Raw genomic sequence first — 21,029 nt, 5'->3', positions numbered from 1 at the left:
AGGATGTTAGCTCAGTTGGTTCAGAGCGCCGTCTTGACAGGGCGGAGGTCAGCGGTTCGAGCCCGCTACATCCTACAAAAAAGGCTTATCACCGGGAGGTGGTAAGCCTTTCTTCTTTCCGGCCTTTCCGGTTCAGCACTTCGGTAACCCGCCGAATCCAGATGGCCCGGCCGTTGCAGTTCCAGTGGGCGTCACTGACCTCATACAGCGGAATCCGGCTGGCTTTGTAGTCGGAAAAAATATCGATGGTCGGGACGGTCAGCCGGGGGCTCTGCTGTATCCGCTCAATCAGGCGATTGTAGGGGAGGGGGCCCATATCCGGCGCCACGATGCTCGTTTTGTTCGGAATGATCGAAAGATAGACCTGATCGAAACCCAGGCCCCGATACCGGTCCGCAATCCGGTTCAGGCTGTCGACGTAGCGGTTCAGCAGGGTGTCCGGCAGGGGTTTGAAGGAAGAGTTCTTTCCGGTCGTATCCGTATCGAGATAATAAAGCAGGTGCCGGCCGTCGGGCGTTACCGACGTTTTCGGGTCCACCCGCCCGAACCAGTTCTGCGTCAGCCGGGCCTTCAGCTCCTTGAACCAAAGCGACCAGTCGGAGAAGAAAAGGATGGTTTCCAGCCGGGATTCGACGGCCTTGGACGAAAGCTGGTCTTCCAGTTGCTTCATCCGGTTTCTCCAGGTCGCCGGCTGTTCGGCAGCCACTTCGACCCGGTTGTTATCCTCCACGATATGCAGATCTCCTACGTACCGGTCAAAGTGATCGCGGAAATGCCGCTCGACGGTTTCAATGATCAGAATATTGGTTTTGGAAGTATCGAGCTGCGCATACCGCGGAAAATCCCATTTGGTCCGGTGCAGCGACTCTACCGGGAAGTCCTGCCGGCTGATGCGTTGCGGTTCGGTAAAGCTGTCGCCGATCAGATACAGGTGAATGGGTTGTCGGGGACCGTCAGCAGGGTAGGCCGGCGGGCAGGGATGCTGCTCGGCTTTGAACTGCGGCAGATTGGCCAGCCGGTAAAGATCACCGAACCGGTAATCATCCGGGATCAGCCTGTTCCGGTAAAACGACTGCATGACGTCCGTCGAGCAACCTCCGATATAAATGACGCCGGCCAGGAATAAAACAACGTATCGAACCAGGATGCGAATGGGCATGGGTCAATGATTTTCAGTAATTATCGGACCTTGATGGACCAGACCTGAACGGCTTTTTCGGCCGAACTGTAAACAAACAGTTTGTTCCGGGTGGGAGAATACTGTAACCCGACCGGATACTGGCTTGGAATCGGGCGGTCACCGACGGGTCTTCCGTTGAGCCGATAAAGCGTTGTAAAGTTACCGGATTTTATGCTGACCAGATTCAGGCCGGACCCCAGAACGTGATACCGGATGAGGGTCTGGCCCGCCCGTAATCCCCGAACCTCGAACAGCTGGCGTCCCTGGCGGTCGAGGAAAGCGGCTTCGGTGTCGGAAACGCGGAGAAGCAGGAACCCGTTCTGGCTAACTTCAGGCAGCGATCGGAAGGACCCGCGCCGGATGGGTCGATATAATTGGGTCCGTTCCTGAATCTGGCCGTCTTCCGCCATTCGGACCAGTTCGCCCTCCTTCGTCATTATGGTCAGGACGGCCGGGTTGCCGGGTTCCAGCCAGGCCGGCCCGATCACCTCCGCTTTCAGATCGACCGGAAAGCCCGGCAGGCGGCCCCCGTTTTCGTTCCAGGCATAGACCTTCCCTTCTTTCTGGGTTCCCACCACGGTCATCGAACGGTTCCGGACGATGGACTGGAAAGGCGCTGCGGCTTCCCCAACCTGGGTGACGGCAAACTGACGGACAAATCGCCCCAGTTTCCGGTCAAACGCATATACACTGCCGTCGCGGTGCTGCATGAGAAGCACCAGCGCCCGGTTTTCGTCCCGACGGGGGGCCACCAGATAGGTCGGGTCGATACCGTCCGGCAACGGGAGGGACCGCAGTCTGGCCAGCCCGTTTACCGGATCGGCAATATACAGGGTGGTAGGGGTGGTAAAGGCATATTGTACCCGGCCGTTGTCCAGAAACTCGACCGGAACCAGGCCGCTCTGCACTTCGCCGTTCACGGTACCCAACGTGTGCTTTTCACCTTCGGGGGTAATCAGAACAAACTGGCGGGCATTGTCGACCGTCCAGATCGACCCCGACCCTCCGACGAAATCACCGACGGCCATCGGCGGCCCGAGTAGAGGGGCATTCAGGGCAATTTTTTTCTGGAGGAACACCCGGTTTAGCACGGCTTCGGTGGCCCGGCGGGTGCTGCGACCCAGGATCAGCGTGGAGTAGATCCGCTCCCGGCCGTAGCTGCTCTGATAGATGAGGTCCTCGACGTTGTCCAGGGCGGTTTCGTCGTGGTTCAGCAACTGCTGCCATCCCGCCGACCAGTTGGCCGCCACGGATTCTCCGGCCCGGTTGAAGCGGGTGTACGCCGTGAAATTGGCCGGCCGAAGGGTTTGGTTGAGAAGGTTCCGATGACGGAAGGACTCGGACCAGACCGTCCGCTGTTCGACCGCTTGCAGAAATTCCTGTAAAACACCCTCGCCATTGCCGATCACCAGATACTCCCCGACCTGAGTGACCCAGCTCTGGTCGAATCCCCGGAACAGGCCTCCGAACAGGTCGGCCGGGAGGTTGGGCGCGTTGACGGCGGAAATGCGGTATTTCAGAAACGGTTTGGAACCGGGCAGCCGTTCCACGCCGGAGGTCAGAAGAGCCGCCAGCTGGAAACGGTCGAACAGCCGGTCCGGGTCGGGCGACTGGATCATCATCACCAGCCGGCGGTCCGAACCGGGAGCATCCAGCCGAACCAGGGCAATTTCGTTACCGACGTACCGGTAAAAGCCGTTCTCTTCATTCTGGAGCAAAGGCCGGAGTTTCCGGCGGCCTTCGCGGGTATCGGCATCGTCCTCGGCATTGATGAAGGAGGTCAGCGCCCGGCCGAAACGGGGGCCGTCGCTCAGGCTGATGTGGAACAGGGTGGCGGTCTGTTCAGGAATCAGGGGGCCGCAGCTGATGCGCAGGGGCGTCTGCCGGTCGAACAGGTTGGCCAGATCCCGTTTGGAACCGATATCGTCGGTGGAAAGGCCGATGAGGTGCGAACGCGAGGCCGACTGCCGGAACCTCGTCAGCAATTCGGTCGGAAGAAACGCTTTCACATACCGGGTCTGGTCATCGACGTTCTGGCCTTTGGGCGAAAGGATGGCCGACAGGACGGAACTGCGGACATACATGCCGGCCATCGTTCCCGGGCGGTTCAGCGCAATGTCGGCGCGTTGCAGCGGGGTTTCGGTGAACGGCTGTTTCATGCGCCGGACCACGCTCTCGATCAGGATGGTGGAGGGGCTGCCGACGAGATAATCGTCCAGAATGATGAACGACCCGAGCGACTCGTTGCGGACCGTCAGCAATTCATGGATGCGTTCGTCCTCGTAAGGATGGCTCAGAACCCGGAACCGGTCGGCGTCGGGATTCCGGATCCGGTTGACCAGACGGCGGTCTTCCAGGGACTTGATGGGGATGTAAAAGATAAAACCCAGCCGGTCTTTCGAGGTTGAATGCAGCGAATACCAGACGCCCTTGCCGTGCAGGAGTTTCAGCGCATCGGTGGTGTCGAGCGGAGCCCAGACGAACTGTTCGACGCTTTTCAGGGCTTCCTGAAAAACCGGCGTATGCTGGAGAGTCATTTCCGAATACCGGGCCTGCCGGGGAATCGTATCCTGAAGGGTACCGCTTTCGAGGACCAGCAGGGCGTCGGACGGAATCAGCATCCAGGCGGAGCGGGTGGGGGCCTTCCACCAGCGGTAAGCCAGGTAACCGCCGAGAATCAGGACCAGAACACCGACACCAAACCAGAGCTGTTTTTTAGTCATGGTGGTAATATAAATAAAGAACACGGATCAAACCGCTTGAACGGGTTTTCACGGAAAAAGCACCGTGTCGAACCGTTGAAACCGCCGGATCCGTGTTCCTATCCGAAATTTATTTGGCCGCAACCGGCTGCTTGACGTCTACGGCTTTGAGGGCCTTCACCTTCGAACCCAGCTCCATCCGGAATTCCGCCAGTTCCCGGAAGCTTTGCATACAGACTTTGATCAGTTTCCACTTCAGGATGGAAACCGTACCGGTCTGGCGTTCCTTGTGGGTGATGGGAATATCGAACGTCTTCTGACCGGCTTTCCGCGCCATCACCGCCAGAAAGATATTCGGCGCGAAAGGCGGGGGGGAGGGCAGTTGTTCGAGCAGTTTTTTCAGGTATTGGCCGTTGATCAGCCGGAAGGGAATGTTACTGTCGCGGATGTAGGTGCCGTAGATGAAAAACAGGCTGAAACGCAGGATCCGGGTGATGACCAGACGGGCCGGAGCGTCGAACCGGATCTGGCGGTATCCCAGGATAAAGTGCGATTGATGCCGTTTTTCCCAGAGTTTGGAGAAGTCGTCGGTAATGAACTGATCGTCGCTGTCGGTCTGGAAAACATAGTCCGACCCTAAGGCGACGGCATGACGATACCCGTTCACGACCGCATTGCCGTGCCCGCCGTTCGGCTGGTGAACAACGACCAGCTTGTCCGGATATTTAGGTTTCAGCGTGTCGAGAATGGCCCCGGTCCGGTCTTTGGAACCGTCATTGATCACGACCAGACGGGTATTGTCGGAAGGAAATTGCCGATTCAGGAGGTCAATCCAATTATGCACAACCAGGTCGATACACTCTTCCTCATTGTAGGCCGGCATGACAATCGATAGCAGTAAACCCATTAGTTAATTGCAGTTGAATGATGGCAATACCCGTTTATGTCAAGTGTGGAAGCCCGTATTGCCGGTTTGACGATTTCCTACGCAACAAATATAGAAAAATAGTATTATTTATTTGCGCCTGTAAAAAGGACTTATTATTAAATGGGAGCCGATGCCGGCCCCCTTAAAATTGCTCCTAATACGAAAATCGCTCTTTCATCGAGTTAATCGGCTTTTCGAGGCAGAACCAGGAGATCGATGCCGCCAGGATGGTCAGGGCAGCAAAATAGAAAAATTTTAATACGAATAATTCATCGAGTACCGGGGCGATGCCGACCATTTTATTCCAGATTTGCAGTGTTGGATGGGTCGCAGGGGTATGGTACGGATTGTAGATTAAATTGTGAAAAATGTACATTCCGTAGCTGATCTGCCCCAGATACCGGCAGATCGAATTTTCCAGAAGGGCCTTCATCCATCCTTTGAAACCGTAGGCCGCCCGCCCGATCAGGAAGAAACCGAGTACCGATCCGGCCAGACGCTCCCACACCTCCGTCAGGATATTGTGCGGATTTTCGAATGCTTTGGAAGCCGCGATGACCAGAACATAAGCCAGCAGGCTGACCACCACGCCGGCCGAATGGGAGAATAACAGATTGACCCAGGTCCGGCGGTACAGCCAGACGTAGGCCAGCAGCGCCCCAAGCCCGAATGAATCCAGACAGGAAGGGGTCAGAACGTAGGATTTGATCCAGGAACTGCCTCCGACAAAAAGAATATACCGAAAGGCGATGCTGCCCGCGATCATGGTCCACATCGTCAGCGGCACGTACCGTTTCGGTACGAAAAACAGCAGGAACGGGAAAAACAGGTATACCTGCTCCTCGACGGCCAGCGACCATAAATGATCGACTACACCCATCCAGTGGGCGTTCAGCCCGATATACAGGTTGCTGGCATACAGCAGAAACCAGCCGATCGTTTCCCGAACCGGGGGGACGTCGGCAATCAGCAGGATGAGCAGGCAGGAATAGTAGAGGGGAAAAATCCGCAGGGTCCGGCGAATGTAAAAGGTCTTCAGATACCGGCCCAGCCCATTGGTTTCACCGGCCAGTTTATCCTTACTGGAAAGGAGAATGCGGGTGATCAGAAAACCGCTCAGAACAAAAAAGATGGTAACACCAAGCGCCCCCAGCGGCAGGCGATTCATTTCCCCCAGCCAGTGATCGACCAATACCATGGCAACCGCAATGAAACGGAGACCGTCCAGTTGCTTCAAATAGGAAATGGCCTGGGATAATTTTGGTTTCCGGACCTTGACCGGTACCGAAGGATGCGAAACGAACTCGGAAGGGACTACTTCAAATTCTTTAACTTGCTCCACGTTTTAAGCAGATTGAATACAGGTAAAAGAGGTTTCGTACAAACAGAAGATTAAACAGACCCATTGCCGGCAAAGCCATAAAACATAAAAACGCGGCACATCCGAAGGGAAAATTTTCCCGTTTTCGGAGATGCAGCGCGTCCGGACGTATTAAAGAAAGTGGGCAATGGGTTCTTCTACGATGGGTGGTACTGACCAAATTTAGTAATCTTTCGGTTAATTATCCAAAAATCCGGTGCCATTTCTTCACGAACGGTCGTAGGCGAAACGGTCTTTCAGCCGGTTGGCGGGGTTTTCGATCACCATCCAGGAGAGTGATGCCAGCAGGACCGTCAGACCGTAGAAAAACAGGAGCATCGCCACGGGTTCCACGGCCGGATGCGATAGAAACGGCATCTCGCGCATCAACCGGTTCAGCGCCCGGACCGTTATGAAATCGGACGGCGTGTGGTAGGCGTTGAAAACCAGGTTATGGAAAAGGTACAATCCGTAACTGATCCGGCCCAGATAGTTGCTCAGCGGATTTTCCAGCACGCGTTTCATCAGTCCTCCATACCCGACCACCCCCCGGCCGATGATGAAAAAGCAGAACAGGGAAGTGACGAAACGGTCGAAAACATCGGTGAAGAAGCTCCGGTCCGGCGCCCCGGTCACGGCCATATACAGGTTGAAGGCGTACAGCAGAAAACCGATCAGCAGATACCGGTTGCTGTTCGCAATGCGGGTGAACTGTTCTTTTCGGAACACCAGCAGGTGAGCCAGGATTCCCCCCATGCCGAAGGCGTCCAGACAGGTCGGCATCATCACGAACTGGACCGTCCAGTGAACGCCGGTCATGAACAGATACATCCGGAGCAGGATGGAAACGGAAATCAGCCAGACCAGCATCCGGAACAGATTCCGGGTCGGAATCATGAACACCAGGAAGGGAAAGAAGATGTAGTACTGCTCCTCGACGGCCAGCGACCACAGGTGATCGATGGCCCCGAGCCAGGTCTGGTGAATGGCGATCCAGAGATTCTGGGTGTAGGTCAGCAGCCAGCCGAGGTGTTCCCGGACGGCCGGGAAGCCGATCAGAGCCAACACCAGAATAGTCAGGTAATAAACCGGAAAAATTCGAAGGCTGCGCCGGATGTAGAACTGCCGCAGCGAGTGGCCGTGCGAGCGCCCCTGCCGTTCGTCGTTCAGTTTACTCGTGATGAGAATCCGGGTGATCAGAAAACCGCTCAGGACAAAGAACAGGTTCACCCCGAAGTAACCCAGGGGCAGCCCGTTGCGCTCGCCCAGCCAGTGGTCGACCATCACCAGCGTCACCGCCAGAAACCGGAGGCCATCCAGCTGAATGAGATAGTTCTTTTCCTTTTTAACGGATTCCGTGCTGGTAATCATTGAAAAACGGGTGTGGTGTAACGAATAACGACCGGCGTAATGCTGTACCGAATGGAGCGGTTTCGGCTGGTCAGCAGCCCGATCCGGTAGGTGCCGGGCTTCAGGCTTTCTTTCGGTATCTGGGCCTGAAAGGCATCGGTAAAATAACCATTTTTTTTCACCCGTCCCATCAGGCTGTCCGGCAGAGAATAGGGCCGGAGCGGGCGGGCCGGGAAGACGTAGATACTGTCGCGGCCGTTCAGGATAATGAAAGAACCCTCTTCCGGCCGGTCCCAGTCAGGGTTGACCGAGTTTTTCCGGAAGAGCTGGTAATAAAACGGTTCTTCCATGACCTGATCGACCTTTGCCTTCGGAACGGTACCGGCCTCGGCCCGGACTGATGCCGGAATCTCAAGCGGAAGGTCGGGCCGGGGAAATACCGATTCAAACGTTTTCTGATTCTGAATAGGGGTTTGCAGTCGCCAGGTCAGGTAGCCCGCAATGGCTTTCCGCTGCTGGTTCACCAGGCTTTCAAGGCACTGGTAATCTGAATATAAACTGACCGGAATCGTAATCAGGCTGACCACGGCCCAGTAGGCCGGCAGGCGAACGTCTTCCCGGTTACGCCAGAGAAAATACAGGTAACAAAGGCTGAGAAACAGCGGGGAATAGACTTTATACCGGCCCTGAAGCATATATTCCGCCCCGCCGAAACCTACCCGCGCATACACCAGCATGGCATCGGTACCCAGAAGGAAGAGAATTCCACATCCAAAGAAAATGTCCCAGAAAGTGGGTTGGAAGGTTGAAAGCCGCCTGCTGAAAAATCGGGGTTTGATCAGGCCCTGAAATAGCAGAATGAGCAGGGAGGCAAATAGACCCAGTCCGAGGGCGAAGGTCAGGTAGGTGGGGCTGTTATAACCGATGGCGACCGGCCTTGTGTAAGGGTACGTATCGAGGAAACCGCCCGGAAATACGAAAAACGCTTTTACCCACGTGAAAAGGCCGTACCGGAAAGCCGATGGAAAAAAGTTGATCCGCTGGTAATCGAAAAAGTAGAGAAATGCGCAGACCACCCCGGCCAGAGCCCAGACCATACTGCGTTTATAATGACCCAGCAGGACCAGCACGATCGCTCCGGCCACAAAGCAGAGAATGCCGTTGCCGCTCGTAAAACAAGCCATAGACGCCGGAATCAACGCTCCAAAGAAGGCAGGTCGGGTGTTGAGAGCCAGGAGATAGTACGCACCGAAAATAAACACCAGAACATGAAAGTTCTGAATGGAAGCCATCGCCCAGGTCAGGTTCTCATGGGACTGGAGGGTAAACAGCCAGAAGGTGACGGGCAAAAAATAATAAACCGGTAACCCGGTTTTCCGGAAGGCCCGGTAAAGCAACCCACCCAGGAGAAGCAGGCCCGAAAACCCAATGAGCGTCAGGCCGATGTAGTTGAGTTCTCCGGTCAGTTTGTAGTAAAGGGAAAAAATAATTCGGGTCCAGAGAATCCGGTGTTCCCAGTGCTGGTCGAACAGCCGGCTCACCTTTTGGACCAGACCCGGTTCGGATTTCATGGAAATCAGGTGGGAATGAACCATGAAATCATCCCAGTAGGGCAGGTTAATCGCAAATTTCAGAACCGTGGCACCAACGATCCCAACCGGGAGAAGAACGGGAAAGAAATGAAGCGGATTCTGCTTTGACACCATATGGAGGTCAGTCTGATCTGTTTAAGGTCGCAACTGGGCCACTTAATAAACGCATTTCCCCGTACAAACTCTTAATTTATTTCGATATACTTCTTTCCTGCCGCTTTTTCTTATCTGAACTATTGTTTTTTTGTGAAAAAATGGCGCCGGAGGCTCACGCTTAGGGAAGGCGACGGCGTAAAACTCCTTTCCGACAGGATACGGCATTTTCGAAAAACCGGGTCCCCGGAATCACCAGTTTTTTTCAAGGGGCGGAAGGGAAGCACCCCGGGTGAAGATCCGGCGGCCGGTCCGGTACATCCTGATCTGTTCCTGCGGTCCGTAGGTCACCACAAAAAGGTCATAATACCCGGGTTGCAGATCGACCTCCGGCAAATTGGCCGTAAAACCGGAGATGAATTTCCGGGCCGGACGAACCCAGGCCCGGCGGCTATCGGTCTGATACTGACGGCCGGGAAAGAGATACTGTCTGCGGTCGGACCGGGCGAGCAGGTACGCTCCCTCATCCCGGTACCCAAGGACCGGCAACGAATCCGCCCGGACGACAAACTCCTGCCCGGCCCGGAAAACCGAGTCGAGCGGGAAGGTCGTTTCCGGGACCGGCGACCCGAAAAGCTCCTTTACGTAGGGATCGTAAAAGGCCGGGGCCGGCCGGGTCATCCGACGGGTGACGGGATCAATGGTCTGAACGGGACGGTTCGTCGTATACGTAAAGTTGAACTGAAACGTCGCCATGAACTTCCGTAAAAACACGATCTCGTCGAGATAGGTGCTGTAGGAGAACAGCGCCAGCAGAAAGCTGAACCCGGCGGCCAGCCCGGCGGTCAGGACTTTGCGGGACGGCCGGCTGTTGGCGATGGCGTAACAGAAAATCAGCCCAAGCAGCGTCAGGGAATAAATTTTGTACCGGCTTGTGATTAGAATCTCCATGCCGAAGCCAACCCGGTTGAAAGCGACGATCAGGCCCGTACCGACCATGAAAGCCGCTCCCCCCAGAAAGAAAATGTCATTGGACGGAAGCCGATGGCCTTCAAAATGGCGCCGGAGCGCCCGGATACCAATAAACAGGCAGGCCGCCACCGCCAGCAGGCCGACCACCTGGCAGGCCAGAAAGTAATTCCGGATCGGGAAAGCTTCCCCGGCCGCTCCGTTGAACAGCAGCCAGCCCTGCAGCAGGTCGGAGATCGTCCCTTTGGCAGCCGGATTGCCGGGCGGCTTTTCGTACCCGAAGAAATAAAGCCGGATGGTCACGGCCAGCGCAACCAGCCAGCGGATTGTTCCAGTAAAATCCCGGTTCAGCAAAACCAGGACCAGCCCGACCGGCCAGACCAGCAGCCCGTTCCCGGAGGTGGTCGTGGCGGCCACGGCCAGGCCGAGGGTCAGCCAGTCGGCTTTTCGTTGGTAGGCGATCCGGTAAAAAACGGCCATCACGAGGGCAATGACCGTAAAATTCTGGAGGGCGGCCATTCCCCAGAACATGTTCTCCCACTGCGAAAGATTGAACAGAAGCAATGAGACCGGTAAGGCCATCCAGAGCGGGCTGGCGGACCGTTTCAGCACCCGGATGAAGACCCCCAGCAGGGCTACCAGGCTCAGGTTGCCCAGCACCATCAGATGAACGAAATCAAGCCGGCCGGTCAGCCAGTAATCCAGCAGCGTGACCACCCGGTCATAGACGATCCGGTGCTCGTTGTGCTGCCGGAACAGGGCGTACAGTTTATCATGAAGGGAATCGGCCTTCTCGAAATACAGAAGGAAATATTTCAGTGCATGATCGTCGTATTTGGGGACATTGATGGCATACCGGCTGAACACCCAGGCGAAGACCAGCACCGGAAGGACCGGCAGAACCGCGCCGATCCGGGCGAACTGCCCGGCTTTCGGGAGGGGTGGGGAAACCGGGTCCGATGCCTTCACTGTCCGCCGGACGATCATAGAAAGGATTCCAGTTTTTCCTGAATGGAAACGGCATCCAGACCCGACTGCCGCTGGTGGTAACTCTGGTCACCATACAGGCCCTCGGGATAGCCCTGCGCGGAAAGGCTGACGAACTTATTGAAAGCCAGACCATTCTCCAGCAATTTCACGGAAAGCTGCTGCGCCAGCCCGCCGATGCCGACGTGTTCCTCCACGACCAGCAGATTGCCGGTTTCGGCCCATTGCCGCCCCAGTTCAGCCGGCAGTTCGAGGGGAAGGTTCAGCGCCGTGTAGACGTCGAACTGGCTGCCGAGCGCATCGGAGGTACCTAAGGCTTTCAGAACGTTGGCCGCCACGGGGCCCAGCGCCACCACGGTGCCTTTCGGCCGCTCGCTGCTGACGATCTTCCGGAAGGAACCGGCGTCCTGAGTGCCTTCGGGCGTTTTCGGACCGGCGCCGAGCCGCAGGTACGCAGGCCGGCCTTCCGCCACGATGGCGTCCACGATGGGGTCGATCTCGTCGGCAAAAGCCGGTATCCAGGTCCTGACGTTCTGCAGGCTGCTCAGGCAGGCAAGGTCTTCGATGGCGTGGTGGGTCGAACCCATGATGCCGTACCCGTAGCCGCCCCCGTTTCCGACCAGAAAAACCGGCAGGTTATGCAGGCAGACGTCGTTGCGAAACTGTTCCAGACAGCGGTACACCGCAAAGGGGGCGATGCTGTAGCAGAACACCTTGTACCCTTTATAAGCCATCCCGGCGGCCACCCCGACCATGTTCTGTTCGGCTACCCCGGCGTTGATGAAGCGGGGGCCGAGGGCTGCGGCCACATTTTCAAGGGCGTTGTAACCCAGGTCGCCCGTGATGAAGATGATGCGGTCGTCGCTGGTGGCGATGCGCTCGATGGCCGCTGAAAATTCTTTACGCATAATCGTCTATTTCGCTTTGCGGGCCTCGACCAGCGCCCTGATTTCCGATGCGGTTTTATACAGTTGTTCACCCCTGCGAACCCGGGTCCGGATGAATTTAGGTCGTTTTTTGGTTTCCTCGAAAATCTTGCTGATGTATTCTCCCAGGAACGAAATGCCCAGCAGGTTGATTCCCCCGAAGAGCATCACCAGCACGATCACGGTCGACAATCCGGCCGGCGTGTTGGGAAAGAACACCAGTTTGGCCAGAATCTGCCAGAAAATGCCCAGAATGGAGAGGCCCGTCAGCAGGAACCCGGCGTAAGACATGATCTCCAGGGGAGCAAAACTGAAGGAAAAAATGGCTTTTTTGGCCCACCAGATGTTTTTCGTCCAGTTGTTGGTCGAGACGCCGAACATTCGCTCGGGCCGGACATAATCCACCCCGGTTTGTTTGAATCCCACCCACGCCCGCAGGCCGCGCAGAAACTGCTCGGTTTCGGGCAGCGACACCAGTTCCCGCACCACCTTCCGGTCGATCATCGAAAAGTCGCCGGCATCGACCGGGATGTTGATATACGACATTTTCTTAAAAAGCCGGTAAAAGGTCCGATAAAAGAAGTGGACATGAGCAGGCATTTCGCGTTGCACCCGAACCCCATACGTCACGTCGAAGCCCTGCTGCCATTTTTCATAGAACCTGGGAATGATTTCGGGCGGGTCCTGAAGGTCGCCGTCCATCAAAACCACGGCGTCGCCGGTAGAAACCTCCATACCGCTCAGGAAAGCCGACTGGGAGCCGAAATTCCGGGAGTGACTGATGCCGATCACGTTCGGATCTTTGGCGCAGATGGCGTCGATGACTTCCTCCTGGTTGTCGGGCGAGTTGTCGTTGACGAAAATAATCTCATACCGGACCTTCATTTCGTTGAAGGTTTTCACCAGCCGCTCGTACATGATCGGAATGGCCTGGGCGTCCTTATAACAGGCGATGATGGCCGTGATGACCGGGTTGAGGGTCGGGTTCTGGAAGGCGGGCAGGATGCGCTCGGCGTACCGGTGGCCTGCCTGCCATTCGGCGGTTTTCCTCAGGCCTTCGTTCAGCGGGGTGCGGGCCTGCCAGCCGAGGTCGGTACGGGCGGCTTCCGGGTCGCCGTACCAGTCGCTCAGGTCCCATTGCCGGTTGCCCATGCTGCCCCAGACCGGCTCGATGGCAATTCCAAAAGTCTGGCGCGTCACTTCGACCAGCTCGCGCATGGTGGTTTTCCGACCCGTGGCGATGTTGTAGGACCGGCCGCTGATGGAACTGTTCACCTTCAGAGCCGCCTGGACGAAGGCTTCCACGCAGTCGTCGATGTAGACGAAATCCCGGCTGATATCCGGGGATACCAGCGGGGGCAGGGCATTTCGGCGAGCCTCCTCGACCAGCCGGGGAATGAGCCGGTCTGGTTCTTCCCATCCGCCGTAGATGGAATACAGCCGGAGGTTCAGGGTGTTGAGGCCATGCACCCGGGCGTAAAATTCGAGCATATAGGCCGCCGAAACTTTCGATACGGCATAATGGCTATTCGGCTCGACGCGGTCGGTTTCCTTCGGGGCGGTACAGTTGAAACCGTATTCCGAACTGCTTCCGGCATGAATATAAACCGTCTCTGGGGTGCAGTTTTCCAGCAGGTTGACCGTTCCGGTTACGTTGGTTTCGTATATCAGGTTAACATTCTTCTGTTTGCTGTAAGCCCCGTAGGCCGCCAGGTTGAAGACGGTGCGGGGCTTATGGCGGTCGAAAATCTCCCTGACCGATTTATTGGAAAGAATATCGCAGTGGACGATGTTTTCGGCCGGCATGTCCAACAGCTTCAACCGCCAGGCCCTGGTGGCATCATGGGTCAGGGCGAACACGTCGCTGTGGCCGGCCGACCTGCGGATTTGATGAAGCTGCTCGACCAGGTTGGCCCCGATAAAACCACTGGCCCCGAATACGAAAATGGGTCCTTTCAGTTGAAGAATTTTGTCCCGGTATGGGAGAAGTTGCTCAGACATTGGTGGGTTCAAAAAGATTCTACCGGCCGGACAGGTACCGCTCCTGAACCTCGGCTCTGGCCTGTTCATAAAGTTCCGGGGTCATGGGCAGGTAGTGCCATTCCATCCGGTCTTCCATGTAGGAAACGCCTTTTCCTTTCACGGTGTGGGCAATGATTACTTTGGGCTTGCCATTGGCCTGCCGCTGAAGGCTTTCAACGATGGACTGAAGCTTTTCGATATCATGTCCGTCCGTTTCGACCACCTCGAAGCCGATGGCCCGCCACTTTTCGGGCTCGGCGGTATCGCCCAGCACATCCTTTGTTTTCCCGAAACCCTGTAGGCCGTTCCGGTCGATCATCATGATCAGGTTGTCGAGGCCGTTCTGCAGGGCGTAGTGGGCGGCTTCCCAGGTCGTCCCTTCGTTGGTTTCTCCGTCGGAAAGCAGGACGTACACCACCTGGTCGTTCCCCTGAAGCTTATTGGCGTGGGCAATACCGGAAGCAATGGGCAGGCCGTGGCCCAGGGAACCCGTCGCGAAGGGAATCCCCCGGTGTTTATTGGGAGCCGGGTGGGCCGGAAGGGTCGTGCCGTTTTTATAAAAGGTCTGAAGCTGCTCATCCGGGATTTCGCCGAGGTGGTTCAGGCAGACGTACAGGGCTGCGGCCGCGTGGCCTTTGGAAAGAATGAAGGTGTCTTCCTCCCGCTTCTGAAGCACCAGGGTGGCAATCATCAGATCGAGGCAGCTCAGGGAGCATCCGATGTGACCCGCGTGGGCCATATGATACAGTTCGAGCACTTTCAGCCGGAGTTGTCCGCTGAGGGTTTTTATGTCGATGGATGTGGCTGGCAGGATCATTTCAATACCGATATTTCATTCCTTCAAAGTCAAAGATAGTGATTTTCCGGCCGGACTTGCCTTTCACCAGAACAATCTTATCCGGCTCGTTTTGGTCAATGCGCTGATAATAAGTCGCATCCTTCGGCAAATATACGTTTACCAACTGGGCGTCGATGACTGAAAACGGCCGGCCCGAACGGTCCACTTCCGTATATTCATGGCGTTTCAGGGAAGGATACAATACCGTATCGCCCGGGGCATACTGCTCCCGGATTTTCCGGGCCGACTCCCAGAAGGGATTCGGAAGGCGGGGTTGGGCAAAATAAGTGTACTTAGGATCCGAATCGCCGTAAATCCGTTGCAGCAGCCCCACCAGAAAGACGCCCTGAATTACCAATACGGCCACCAGCGGCAGGCTGACCCAGGGTTTCAGCCCCGGCAACCGGCGGAACATCATCGCCAGCAGAATGACCACGTAGGGAAACGAAAAGCCGGAATACCGCTGGGTGATCCCGTAGGTATGACCCGAACGGAAGGCCATGAAGATCAGGAAAAAGGTCGGCAGCAGCGACAAAATCATCAGAAAGACGACGAGGTGACGTTCCCGAAGCGTTTTTTGATCAAAGATGCTGACGATCAGCAGGTAAAAGAGAGGGATGGAACCGGACAGGACGAGGTTCTGCCACGGGCTGACGGTGTAAAACGGCAACCCGGCCGCCAGCACTACCCCCACCGCCGGCCTGACCCAGACCGGCGGCCGACGCTGGTTTCCGTAAAAGTGGATCACCCCGGTGGCCAGAATGCCGAGCAGCAGCGCCAGAAGCACGTTTTTGAACCCGGAAAGTGCGTTGGCAAGGCCGTTCGTAAAGATGATCAGATCACTGAAAACCGGCAGCGACCGCCAGAACACATTCGGCACCGTGGCCGGAAGGATGATGCCGAAGGGGTTGTTGTATGGATTGGTCTCCGCAAACTTCCGGTAAAAATTGGCCTGATAGTTCAAGGTACTGAAGGTGTATTTGCCGGCCCCGAAAATGAACCAGGTGGAGACGACCGCCAGACCGGCGATGGCCGCAAGGCCGAGCCGGACCCAGACCTGCGGCTTTCGGAGAAAAAGTACGGCATAGAGCGCATGACCCAGAAAAACCGTCACCGTCAGGTAATGGGACAACACGGACGTGGCTACCAGAAGAGCGTAGGCTACATAGAGGCCGGTCGCCGGTTTGCGGTCATTCTCCTTTTCCAGAATGATCAGGAAGAGGTGCGTCGTCAGCAGCGTCAGGAAAAAGGTCATCGAATAATTCCGGGCCTGATGACTATAGGCGATGAAGAACGGTTCGATCGTGGCGATCAGGGCACTGATCAGGGCGAGGCCATCGGACCGGAAATGCCGGCGGACGAAGAAGAAAAGCAGCGGGATCGTCAGGGTACTGAACAGGACCGAAAGGAACCGCATTGAAAAATCGCTCCGGCCGAACACCTCCATCCAGAGCCAGAGGACGCCGTAATAAGCCGGGCTGTTGCCGATATCGCCCCGGATGTTGGCTTCGATAAAATCGGCGAACGTCTTTTGCTTCCAGAATTCTTTCGGCGTAAAATAAGGACTGTCCTTTTTATCGAAAACGTCGTGCTGGTTGGCTCCCTCCAGCACCACCCCCTGGCTGATGAGCAGGGTCGATTTTTCGTCGAAGAAAATAGAATAGGTTCCGGACCGGTACACCCGGAGGAAAAAGGCGAGAAGAATAATTCCGGCAAGTATGAAATAGCTACGGGGATTTGTCGAAAATGGCATCAATGGATCGTGGAAATGCAAAGGTCGGGCAAAAATAAGGCGATTTCCGTGACTTTACATTTTCAGGATCGTAAATTCTACTCTTCGGTTCAGCCGCCGTTTTTCCTCGGTCTCGTTGCTGGAGATGGGTTTGCTCGGCCCCCAGGCTTTGGTCCGGATGCGGGCCCCGGCAATGCCCTTCTCCACGAAATATTCCTTCACGATCCGGACCCGGTCTTCCGACAGCTTCATGTTCTTGTCCCATTCGCCCTGGTTGTCGGTGTGGCCTTCCACCATGATCTCCATGGTCGGAAACTGGTTGAGCATTTCGATGACGCGGTCCAGTTCGTGATCGGAGCCGGGCATCAGGACGGCTTTGCTCTGTTCGAACAGAACTTCATGAAGGGTTACCTTCTGGCCGGATTTGATCGGGACCAGCAGGATATTTTTCCGGATTTCCTTATACCGCTTTTCCTTTACCAGATCGACCACCTCCGTCACGGGGAAATAACCTTCCCGTTTGGCCGACAGGTTATACAACTTCTGGGCGGGCAGAATGAGCTTATAATCACCGGATTCCGGGTCGTAATCCAGTTTGTTGAACTCCTTGTTTTCTTCGGCGATGACGGCAATCAGCTCCGCCGGGATCGGCTTTTTGGTGAAGGCGTCCAGAATCTGGCCGGCCACGATCACGACCGGATCGGGTTTGATGGCAGGGTATAGCTTCAGGCGGAAAATGTCCTCCCCACCGACCGAGTTCTGAATCGAGCTGAGGTAGGCGTAATCCCCCGTCGCCGGAATCGTAAAATAGCCGTCCCATTCCGGCGTATTAATGGAAGGTCCCAGGTTCTCCGGCTCCGACCAGTTCGTCCAGGTGTCGTCCAGTCGACGGCTGACGAAGATGTCCCCGTTCCCGTATTCGGGGCGCCCGGCCGAGGTGAAATACAGCGTTCGTCCGTCGGCCGCTACGAACGGCGCACCCTCGTATTCGGCGGTATTCAGTATCGGCCCGAGGCTTTTCGGTTCGCTCCAGGACAGGTCCGGCTGTCGGAACGACACATATAAGTCCTTATTGCCGAGGGAATTCTTTCGCTGGACCGAAAGAACCAGCGTCCGGCCGTCCGGGGCGATGGCATATTCGGTATAGTTGTTTTTGTGGAGGTTGTAATTGTCCTTAATGACGCATTCGACCGGGAAGGACCAGCCTTTTTTGGTTCGGGTGGACCGGGAGAGTCCGAAGGCCACCGAGCCGTCCGGTTTGTAGACGTTGATGAGGTAGGCCGTCCGGCCGTCGGGCGACATGCCGTTGATGGCGTTGTCGTCGGCATTGTTGATCGGGGCGCCCATGTTGACGGCTTCTCCCCATTCTCCGTTGCCCTGAAGGGTAGAATACCAGACGTCCTGACTCCGGGGGTCGCCGGTATTTTTTTCATGCTGGCCCCGCGTAAAGTAAAGGGTTTTCCCGTCCGGAGAAATCACCGGGGCGACTTCCTGGCCGCGGGTGTTGATCTGCTTTCCGATGTTTTCCTTCACGATTTCCTTCGGAGCGTCTTTAGAGACGTGGATGGAAACGGAAATGGGCTGGGTATCGGAGGAAATGCCGACCGCGTCGATCAGGTTAAGGCCTTTCACCCGGTTGGGGCTAACTACGATTTTGAGAGTATTCGAAACCAGCGAAGGATCTTTCGGAAAAATCAGCAGGAGGGAGGGGTTTCCGGATTCGGATGCGCCGGCAGCCGGGTTGAACACCGAAATTTCGCGGCCCCGGCCGTCGATTGCCAGCACATTGCTGATGGCGCCCGGCTGACCGCTTTGAAAAACGGCGATCTGCCGGAGCGGAATGGATTGAGCAAACCGGACGGTGATCCATTCGTCGTTCAGGCCATCCGGGAACAGGGGAGACCAGGCACAGGGATTATCTCCGACCTGGGGCAGCCGGTTGGGTTTTCCCAGAATCTGGTTGGCCCGGTATTGCTGGGAGTAGGGTTCCCCCTTCCCCTCGGACGAAAAACCGACCACCGAAGCGGCCCAGTATATGGTCTGTCCCATTACCGTGGAAACGGCCAGCAGCAAACTCCCCAATAACAGAAATACACCCCGCATCTTTGCAATCCTTCAGGTTAGGCTACGTTCTGGTATACAAACGTTTTTTTTGGGTAACAATATAAAAAAAGTTTGTATCAGGTGGTATACCCCATTTGGGGGCCTAATTGGTATAGACCTTATACTCCCAGGGTTTCAGCGCAAAGGTGAGGGAGTTCCGGAGTTCGGCCGGCTGGCGGCTGAACACCTCCGTATAGATGCCCTCGTAACCGTCGCCGTTGAGCCGGACGGTCTGCGGGGTCGGGCTGAGGTTGACGATCACGATCACGCGGTCGTTCTCCTTCTGACGGAAGAAGGCATAGACCTTATCGTCTTTCTCGGTGGGGATTTTGATGGCCGTACCGCCTGCCAGACCGTTCCAGAGGGCCTGGTTGCGGTGTTTGAGGGTCAGCAGGGTTTTGTAAAAATCGGATTTGTAGTAATTGCCCCAGTAGATCGGGTCTTTTTCGTAAAATTTCAGCCGCTTGCTGAGGTTGGCTTCCATTCCGTTGTAAACCAGGGGCATCCCGTCGAGCGTGAAGGCCAGCACCGTAAAGGCGTCGACTCCGTTACCGAACAGTTCGGCTCCGGTTCCGACCCAGGCATTCTGATCGTGATTCTGAATGAAATGCATCTGGAAATACCACTTCGGAAACCGCCGGTGGTTCCGGATCAGCAGCGAGTCGATGGCCGTCGCCGGCGCTTTGCCTTTGGCAATCTGCTGCATGAGGTGGTGCAGGCTGAAGCCGTAGTTCATGTTGAAGCATTTTTTGAAATGCTCCGGGTCGTCTTCCCATTCGGCCAGCATGAAAACCGGTTTGATGCGGTCGAGGTGCGGCCGGAGTTCCCCCCAGAAATCGTTCGGCACATAGCCGGCCACCTCACAACGGTATCCGTCCACGTCGCACTCCCGCACCCAGAACTCCATCGCATCGATCATGGCTTTGCGGAGGCCGGCGTTTTTGTAGTTCAGCTCAACCACGTCGGGGCGCTCGGTGATGCTGCCGGTTTCGTTGATGGGGGGCGTCTTTTTGCCGTTGATTTTCGTATACCAGTCCGGATGTTCCTTCACCCAGGGGTGGCTCAGACCGGTATGGTTCGGAACCCAGTCCATGATGACGTGCATACCCAGGTCGTGGGCCTGCTTCACCAGGGCCTTGAAATCTCCCATGGTACCATATGCCGGATCGATGCCTTTATAGTCGGCGACGGCATACGGGTTGCCGTAGGTGCCGCGTTTTTTCTCGTTGCTGATGGGGTGAATGGGCATGAGCCACAGGATGTCGACGCCCATTTCCCGCAGGCGGGTCAGCTGCGCTTCAATGGCTTTGAAGGTCCCTTCGCTGGAGAACTGGCGGACGTTGACCTCGTAGATACTGGCATTTTGAGCCCACTCGGGAGCAGGAACGTAATTCTGACGGAAAGAGGTATCGGTTGAGACGGGTAAATCGGCACCCTGCCGGGGCGTCCGTTCGCAGGAAAAGGAGGATAACAGCAGCAGGCTTCCCGCCATTACTCCGCAAATTTGCTTTAACAACATACCGTAAGGTTAAGCTCGGGTGGATAAAAGTCTTCTTCAGGATTTGGCGTCGGAAGTTACCAGGGTCTGATGATCGAATTTCAGCGCATGAATCACGGCCGACGGGTCGGCAGCTTTGAAAACGGAACTGCCGGCCACCAGCACTTCGGCCCCGGCCCCGACCAACTCCCCCGCATTCTCCAGTCCGACCCCGCCGTCCACTTCGATGAGCGCCCGGCTCCCCGCCTGTTTGAGAAGGGTCCGCAGCGCCCGGATTTTGGTCAGGGTGCGGGGAATGAACGACTGGCCGCCGAACCCCGGATTGACAGACATGATCAGGACCAGGTCGAGGTCGGCGGCCACGTCCTCCAGCAGGTGAACCGGGGAATGCGGATTCAGGGCCACCCCCGCCCGGCAACCGAGCCGGTGGATCAGTTCGAGGGTACGGTGAAGGTGCGTGCAGGCTTCGAGGTGAACAGTCAGCGTAGCCGCTCCGGCCTGGGCGAAGGCTTCCAGATAACGTTCCGGCTGGACGATCATCAGATGAACGTCGAGCGGCTTGGCTGCGTGGCGGTGAACGGCCTCGCATACCGGCAGACCAAAAGAAATGTTGGGCACGAACACCCCGTCCATTACATCCACGTGGATCCAGTCGGCCTCGCTGCGGTTCAGCATTTCAACGTCATGCTGCAGGTTGGCAAAATCCGCGGCCAGAATGGATGGCGCAATCAATGGGTGTTTCATGTAAA

Annotated in this window: 14 protein-coding genes and 1 tRNA gene; 1 reads left to right on the top strand and 14 read right to left on the bottom strand. The window is 56.4% G+C overall.

All coding sequences use genetic code 11. The features are described 5' to 3' along the window. Positions 1-75: transfer RNA gene (locus DX909_RS03280), tRNA-Val, on the top strand. Between the two features lie 13 nt (positions 76-88). Here the strand turns inward: DX909_RS03280 and DX909_RS03275 are convergent. The 14 genes from DX909_RS03275 to rpe all read right to left on the bottom strand — a co-directional run bounded on the left by DX909_RS03275 (position 89) and on the right by rpe (position 21,024). After that, complete coding sequence (locus tag DX909_RS03275) at positions 89-1,159, bottom strand: alginate O-acetyltransferase AlgX-related protein (protein ID WP_229310927.1); 1,071 nt, start codon at positions 1,157-1,159, stop codon at positions 89-91. 20 nt (positions 1,160-1,179) lie between these two features. Then, a complete protein-coding gene (locus DX909_RS03270) occupies positions 1,180-3,903 on the bottom strand; it encodes a hypothetical protein (RefSeq protein WP_128543617.1) in 2,724 nt (907 codons plus the stop codon). Between the two features lie 109 nt (positions 3,904-4,012). Continuing rightward, positions 4,013-4,789 (bottom strand): glycosyltransferase family 2 protein, encoded by a 777-nt coding sequence (locus tag DX909_RS03265; RefSeq protein WP_128543616.1) that lies wholly within the window; start codon positions 4,787-4,789, stop codon positions 4,013-4,015. Positions 4,790-4,964: 175 nt separating this feature from the next. Beyond that, complete coding sequence (locus tag DX909_RS03260; RefSeq protein ID WP_229310926.1) at positions 4,965-6,047, bottom strand: acyltransferase family protein; 1,083 nt, start codon at positions 6,045-6,047, stop codon at positions 4,965-4,967. Between the two features lie 351 nt (positions 6,048-6,398). Further along, complete coding sequence (locus tag DX909_RS03255; RefSeq protein ID WP_128543615.1) at positions 6,399-7,541, bottom strand: acyltransferase family protein; 1,143 nt, start codon at positions 7,539-7,541, stop codon at positions 6,399-6,401. Continuing rightward, on the bottom strand, positions 7,538-9,091 hold the full coding sequence (locus DX909_RS03250) for a hypothetical protein (protein WP_128543614.1): 1,554 nt from the start codon (positions 9,089-9,091) through the stop codon (positions 7,538-7,540). Before DX909_RS03250 ends, DX909_RS03255 begins: the two co-directional genes overlap by 4 nt. Positions 9,092-9,457: 366 nt before the next feature. Next, positions 9,458-11,161, bottom strand: coding sequence for a hypothetical protein (locus DX909_RS03245; RefSeq protein ID WP_128543613.1), 1,704 nt, complete (start codon positions 11,159-11,161; stop codon positions 9,458-9,460). Beyond that, positions 11,158-12,069, bottom strand: coding sequence for a transketolase family protein (locus tag DX909_RS03240; RefSeq protein WP_128543612.1), 912 nt, complete (start codon positions 12,067-12,069; stop codon positions 11,158-11,160). The genes DX909_RS03245 and DX909_RS03240 overlap by 4 nt, the downstream gene beginning before the upstream one ends. A 6-nt stretch (positions 12,070-12,075) precedes the next feature. After that, positions 12,076-14,088 carry an NAD-dependent epimerase/dehydratase family protein gene (locus DX909_RS03235; protein ID WP_128543611.1) on the bottom strand — a complete coding sequence of 671 codons (2,013 nt, stop codon included), beginning with the start codon at positions 14,086-14,088 and terminating at the stop codon, positions 12,076-12,078. A 19-nt stretch (positions 14,089-14,107) separates the two neighbouring features. Further along, entirely contained in the window at positions 14,108-14,926 is an 819-nt protein-coding gene (locus tag DX909_RS03230; RefSeq protein WP_128543610.1) for a transketolase, read from the bottom strand. A 1-nt stretch (position 14,927) separates the two neighbouring features. Further along, on the bottom strand, positions 14,928-16,700 hold the full coding sequence (locus DX909_RS03225; RefSeq protein WP_128543609.1) for a glycosyltransferase family 39 protein: 1,773 nt from the start codon (positions 16,698-16,700) through the stop codon (positions 14,928-14,930). Positions 16,701-16,754: 54 nt separating this feature from the next. After that, positions 16,755-18,782 (bottom strand): OmpA family protein, encoded by a 2,028-nt coding sequence (locus DX909_RS03220; RefSeq protein ID WP_128543608.1) that lies wholly within the window; start codon positions 18,780-18,782, stop codon positions 16,755-16,757. 103 nt (positions 18,783-18,885) lie between these two features. After that, positions 18,886-20,301, bottom strand: a complete 1,416-nt coding sequence (locus DX909_RS03215) for an alpha-amylase family glycosyl hydrolase (RefSeq protein ID WP_128543607.1) — start codon at positions 20,299-20,301, stop codon at positions 18,886-18,888. Between the two features lie 36 nt (positions 20,302-20,337). Beyond that, positions 20,338-21,024, bottom strand: coding sequence for a ribulose-phosphate 3-epimerase (gene rpe, locus DX909_RS03210; protein WP_128543606.1), 687 nt, complete (start codon positions 21,022-21,024; stop codon positions 20,338-20,340). Positions 21,025-21,029 lie beyond the last annotated feature (5 nt).

This window comes from Larkinella soli, assembly GCF_003703975.1.
Classification (GTDB): Bacteria; Bacteroidota; Bacteroidia; order Cytophagales; family Spirosomataceae; genus Larkinella; species Larkinella soli.
Note: the sequence above shows the minus strand (reverse complement) of the source record. Positions and strands in the feature narration are given on the sequence as shown.